Consider the following 6493-nt stretch of genomic DNA (forward strand, 5'->3'; position numbering starts at 1 on the left):
GTATACCTTTGGCAGAAAAGATAGTATAATAGGATGGATTGACGTGATTTATATACTGAACTCTTTTATCCTGTCGTACCGTCTGTATCCATTGACAGCAATTCGTCACTTAAATGATCAGCTATGACGAAGGATATTTTCACATAGCCGATGCCGGAGGAACTTTGAATGAAAAGAAAAGACTATAAAAAACAGAAGAAATCGTCACGCAAAAGCCTTGCCTTAAAAGTTTCTCTCCTTCTTACACTTTCTATTTTCCTAGTTGTTGCAGCATATGCCGTTTCACTGCAAAAAAAGGCTGTTGACGCTGCGGATCGTGCATATGAAGTCATTCCTGACCGCCCCAAATCCGATATACGTGAAGCGAAAGTTGAACCAGCAACCGACAATGTTTCCGTTTTATTCATTGGAGTCGATGATAGTGAAGCTCGCGACCAAGGCGACAGCAACAGCCGTTCAGATGCTCTTCTGTTCGCTACGTTGAATCCAAAGATAAAGTCTGTGAAACTCGTCAGTATTCCGCGAGATTCATATGTTTATATTCCGGAAGTCGGTTACAGGGACAAGATCACTCATGCCCATGCATTTGGCGGAACTCGTGCAACGATTGAATCGGTTGAAGAACTGTTCGAAGCACCTGTCGATTACTACGTGAAAATGAATTTCAATGCATTCATTGATGTCGTTGATGCGATTGGCGGAATCGAAGCAGAAGTTCCCTATAACCGAATTGAAAAAGATGAAAACGATAAAAATACGATTCAACTTGTAAAAGGACTTCAACACCTCGATGGCAAGCACGCCCTTGCACTTGCCCGGACACGTAAACTCGATTCTGATGTCGAACGTGGAAAACGGCAGCAAATGATTTTACAAGCCATTATGGAAAAAGCGACTTCTGTCAAATCAGTTACGAAGTACGGTGATGTGATTGACGCGGTAGGCGACAATATGAAAACGGACATGACCTTTGATGAAATGAAATCGTTCCTGGAATACGTTAAAGGCGGTATGCCCCAAGTGGACACGCTCAGCTTAACAGGCTATGACGACATGTCGACAGGTATCTATTACTGGAAGCTTGATGAGACGGATTTATCAGATGTGAAAGGCATCTTACAATCACATCTTGGAATCATTCCAGACTCTTCCAACCTGACCGACGGCAGTTCTACCTTGACCGGCAAGAAAAATGAAGCATTAGGAGATACGCTTTCTAATTGATCGCAATCCAGACGCAAATCACTTACACAATTTCACAAGTTCCAAAGATACAAAAAGAGCTGGGCTGCAAATGCGCCCGGCTCTTTCTCATGTCTATACATAATTTATAAACAGAAGACCATACTACCCTAGTAAAAAAGGGGATGGCCTATTTACCTCTTGATTGTTTCGTTTTAACTGCCTAGATGTTTCGTCGTTACTTCCCAATCATCCGTACAAGATTCAACAATGGACGGTAATTTGAACCGGCAAGTCCGATAATTTCAACTAACAATTCAATCGCGATAAGCATAACGACGATGAGCATGATTGCTCCCCATACGGTTGCTTGCGAGAACAACACAGCAGCAACTCCGAAAAGAATCGCTAGTGCGTAAATAATCAACACTGTCTGCCTGTGTGAAAAACCTGAACGCAATAGGCAATGATGTAAATGTGATTTATCCGGGGCTGTAATCGACTGTTTCATTCGTATCCGTCTGACAATCGCAAAGAATGTATCAGAGATTGGAATGCCCAGTATAATAACTGGAATAATCAACGCAACAACAGCTACGTTTTTGAAGCCTAGCAAGGCAAGAACCGAAATCATAAATCCTAGGAATAAAGATCCGGTGTCTCCCATAAATATTTTTGCTGGATGGAAATTATAAAATAGGAAACCTAATGAGCTTGCTGCAAGAATTGCAGCTGTTGCAACAACAAATACATTTCCCATTATCATTGCCATAACCGCAATTGCAATAAGTGCAATGGTTGAGACGCCTGCTGCAAGTCCGTCCAATCCATCTATCAGGTTAATGGCATTTGTAATACCTATGATCCATATAATTGTAATCGGAATGCTCAAGTAGCCAAAATCGAATTGGCCGATGAATGGTAAATTGACAAATTCAATTTGGAGACCGCCCCAAGCGACTACAACAATGGCCGCAGCCAGTTGCCCCGCAAGTTTTGCCTTCGCGGTAATTTCAAGCATATCGTCAAGAAATCCCACCACGATAATTATAAGGGCACCAATAAGAATTCCGGTGGCATGTTCATCTTTTGGAAGCAATATGGCATAACCAATTAAGAAGGCACCAAATATCGCAAGTCCGCCGATACGCGGCATAACGGATGCGTGTACTTTGCGATAGTTCGGGCGATCGACTGCACCGATACGGAATGCCAATTTAATGACGAGCGGAGTAAGTATGATGGATGCAATAAGAGCAGCAGCCATTGCAAGGAATAACATGTCCTTCCTCCCTAAGTAAATCAATAGTTTATCAAATCAAGAGTATTATAGCATATTTAAATAAGTAAAGCACTTTCCTAGAGAACTCTTTGCATTCTGCACTTTCTGTTTCTCACTTATCATACCCTCATCAACCTTGCCTATCCCAAGATTCTCTTCCTTATATATGTAGATTTTAGCTTAAGGTAGTTATTTACCTTTCTATTTGTTAAAATAGGGATGGGTCTTATAAAGGGACCAAGATAAAGGAGCGTTCATTTCATGCTATCAATATTTAAACGTTCAAATCAAACGAACGATCGACAACTTCGCAAATACAGGAAAATTGTCCAGCAAATAAATAAATTAGAAGCTACATATGAAACGATGTCAGATGAACAACTGGCATCTATGTCAGATAAATTCAAAGAACGTATCCAATCAGGTGAGAAAATCCCTACTATCATACCGGATGCATTTGCTGTTGTCCGTGAAGCATCGAAACGGGTTCTTGGTATGCGTCATTTCGACGTACAGCTTATCGGAGGACTTGTACTCACTGAAGGTAATATCGCAGAAATGCCAACGGGCGAAGGTAAAACACTTGTCGCTTCCCTACCATCGTATGTTCGCGCACTTGAAGGAAAAGGCGTTCACGTTATTACAGTGAATGATTACCTTGCAAAACGTGACTACAATCAAATTGGTCAAATTCATAGGTTTCTAGGACTTTCTGTCGGTCTCAATGTCCCGATGATGCAAGGCCCTGCAAAACAGGCAGCTTATAAAGCAGACATCACGTATGGTGTCGGAACTGAATTCGGTTTTGATTACCTACGTGATAATATGGCGCAGCAAGTAGCACAGCAAGTTCAACGTCCATATCATTTCGCCATTATTGACGAAGTGGACAGCATCCTTGTCGATGAAGCCAAAACACCGCTTATTGTTGCGGGTAAAATGCAGGCTGATGCGGATCTTCATTACATAGCGGCACGTCTTGCCAAACGCTTTGAGAAAGGCGTAGACTTCGATTTTGACGATGAAACAAAAGCAAGTTCCTTAACTGAAGATGGAATCTCTAAAGTTGAAAAAGCGTTCGGTGTCGATAATTTATACGAATTGGAGCACCAAACCCTTTATCATTATATGATTCAAGCATTACGCGCACGCGTGATTTTCAATCGCGATGTGGATTATATCATTCGGGATCAAAAAATTGAGCTTGTTGACATGTTCACAGGGCGAATTATGGAAGGACGGACTCTTTCCGATGGTCTTCATCAGGCAATCGAGGCGAAAGAAGGACTGCCCGTTACTGAGGAAAATAAAGCACAAGCCCAAATTACAATTCAAAACTATTTCCGTATGTACAAAGAGCTTTGCGGCATGACCGGTACAGCGAAAACACAAGAAAAAGAATTCCGTGAAGTGTACGGCATGGACGTCATTCAGATTCCGACAAACCGCCCGCGCGCACGTATTGATTCACCTGACCAAGTATATGAAACTATTGATCATAAATATAAAGCAATGGCAAAAGAAGTATCCGAACGCAATAAAAAAGGACAACCTGTACTCGTAGGTACAACTTCTATTTTACAATCGGAAAAAGTTGTCCAATATTTGGACGAATATAAACTTAAATACAACTTACTGAACGCCAAAAGTGTTGAGCAGGAAGTGGATCTCATTTCCAAAGCGGGCCAACTCAACCAAATTACAGTCGCGACAAATATGGCGGGTCGCGGTACTGATATCGTGCTTGGCGAAGGTGTCGAAGAAATCGGCGGACTTTTCGTACTAGGCACAGAAAAGCATGAAAGCCGTCGTATCGACAATCAGCTTCGCGGTCGTTCCGGGCGACAAGGAGACCATGGCGAAAGCCGTTTCTTCCTATCTCTTGAAGACGATATGTTTAAGCGATTCGCAAAAGAAGAGCTTGAGAAGTTTACTAAGAAGGTAACAACGGATGCTGATGGCCTTGTACAGAATTCTGAAGTCAATGAATTGACAGAGAGAACACAACGCATCGTGGAAGGCGCACATTATTCAATGCGTGAATACAACTTAAAACTCGACGATGTCATTAATGACCAACGTGAAGTCGTTTATACCTTACGTCATAATGTTCTGATAGGGAAAGACATTCAAGAACAATTGAAAACGATGCTTAAAGAAACTGTAGAATTTGTTGTCTTGGATAGTTGCCCAGACCAAGAAACTTCGAACAACTGGGATTACGAGCGGATTGAACGTACGATGGACAGCCTATTATTGGAATCTGTATCGATTCCACGTAAGCTTGAAAAAACATCAGATATTCTGAAGCATTATGAAGTGCCACTAGCTGACTTGCTCAGCTTCATCGATTCATTCGAAGATAATGAACGAATCAATCAGATGATTCCGCAAGTAATGCTTTCACACATTGACACAATGTGGGTTAAACACTTAGAAGTTATGACACGTTTAAAAGAAGGTATCGGACTTCGCTCATACGGACAAGAAGACCCGATGCGTATCTACCAACGTGAAGGTCTTGAGCTTTTCGGACGTCATTATCAGAAACTACGTCGCAGCATTGCATCTGAAGTTATTAGCTTTATGAAACTCATTAAAGAACAGGAGGCACAACAATGAAGCTTTTCACTTTTTTCAAGAAAACTGAAAAAACGGGTAAGGATAGCACAATTGGATCCGAAGAAATCATTGACGGTGTCAATGCAACAGTAAATACAGATTTAGTCGAAACAACGCTATCCCTTCACCCTGAATGGAATGTGCCACAGGAGCAGGAATACGTATTCCGTTTTCTATCGAACGAACTTGAACCACTCAAACCGAACCAGATCTCCCTATCAGGAATCGACATCGACGTCGAACCTGCTAACGGCAGCTGGCTCGTTAAAGCCTTCTTCCGTTCTTCCCTGGATCAGCAAATTGCTGTCGGATCAGTTGAATTAATGCTGCTTGATGAAGAAGGAAAAACACTCGCTTCGGACGAATTCGATTTGAAGGAACTCGGCGACATTCCAGCACGCAGTGCAAGACCATGGGTGTTTGTCTTCACAAAAGACAATACATTTACAGAACTTCCACCTAGTGAAAACTGGAAACTGGCATTCAATGTTCAATCGATGGTGCCTCATAAACTAGAGTTGGAACAAGCTTGGGAAGACGGTTTAACGGCAGAACAAAAAGACGGACTTGCAAAAGTCGTTGAAGGGCTTCCAAAACTAAAACCACGCGAAGTGAATATCAGTGGATTCCAAGTGAAGCAACAGGATGATGGCGGTATTGCTGCATCCGTATTTATTCGTAATGGCCACTCAAAGCAAATCAACATTGAGAAACTACCACTAGAATTAATTGATGCAACTGGCGATTTGATTGCCAGCGGTTCATTCGCACTTGACCCACTCTCGGTAAAAGCGAACACTTCAAAACCATGGACGTTCATTTATCCAAAAGAACTAATCCAAAAAGGCGAGCCCGATTTGTCGCGCTGGACAGTTCGCGTACCACAGCAAAACGCGTAAGGTAGCCCCCGAGCGCCTGACACTTAGATGTTATTCAGTGTAAAAATTTTAAAGCCGACATTTCATTTTCAAACGAAATGTCGGCCTTTTCATTGGCATTTTTTACTCAACTTCCCTTTTCAGAGTGCAGATTAGAGAACGCTTTGCGCTTTGAAGTTGCATTATTGAGGGAGATTTAAATTCAGAGTGTACATTGTAGAGCGTTTGGCGCTTTGGGGATGCCTCTCGCCCTGAGCCTGGATTAACGCTTCGCATCCAGTCTCATGGCTTCGGCTACCCCTTTGACGCGCCTTCGCTAGAGTTTCCATTATTGAAAGTTTTTTTGAGATGTATGCACTGAGATTATAATGTGATTACTATTTGATACTCATTTAGTTCAAGAATGAGACACTACAGGTTGCGGATTTAATCCCAGATAGTGAAATGTGCTTTCTTAAAGGGATTATTCAGCGAAGGTACAGCTACTGAAAAAGTTCTTTATTATAATAAGAACTAGTTGATTGTAGTG

General features: G+C 42.0%; 4 protein-coding genes. 3 read left to right on the forward strand and 1 reads right to left on the reverse strand.

The genetic code is table 11. The annotated features are described in order from the left end of the window. Positions 1–168: 168 nt before the first annotated feature. Positions 169–1224, forward strand: coding sequence for an LCP family protein (locus AC25Y6_RS11335; protein WP_488143096.1), 1056 nt, complete (start codon positions 169–171; stop codon positions 1222–1224). 196 nt (positions 1225–1420) lie between these two features. Here AC25Y6_RS11335 and AC25Y6_RS11340 read toward each other — a convergent pair whose 3' ends face one another. Continuing rightward, on the reverse strand, positions 1421–2464 hold the full coding sequence (locus AC25Y6_RS11340; RefSeq protein WP_482102076.1) for a glycosyltransferase family 4 protein: 1044 nt from the start codon (positions 2462–2464) through the stop codon (positions 1421–1423). Between the two features lie 261 nt (positions 2465–2725). Between AC25Y6_RS11340 and secA2 the strand changes: the two genes are divergently transcribed. Next, positions 2726–5086, forward strand: coding sequence for an accessory Sec system translocase SecA2 (secA2, locus tag AC25Y6_RS11345; RefSeq protein ID WP_488143097.1), 2361 nt, complete (start codon positions 2726–2728; stop codon positions 5084–5086). Then, positions 5083–5985 carry an accessory Sec system S-layer assembly protein gene (locus AC25Y6_RS11350; protein ID WP_482103681.1) on the forward strand — a complete coding sequence of 301 codons (903 nt, stop codon included), beginning with the start codon at positions 5083–5085 and terminating at the stop codon, positions 5983–5985. The genes secA2 and AC25Y6_RS11350 overlap by 4 nt, the downstream gene beginning before the upstream one ends. The last annotated feature ends 508 nt before the right edge of the window (positions 5986–6493 follow it).

The organism is Sporosarcina sp. Y1004 (genome assembly GCF_057669665.1).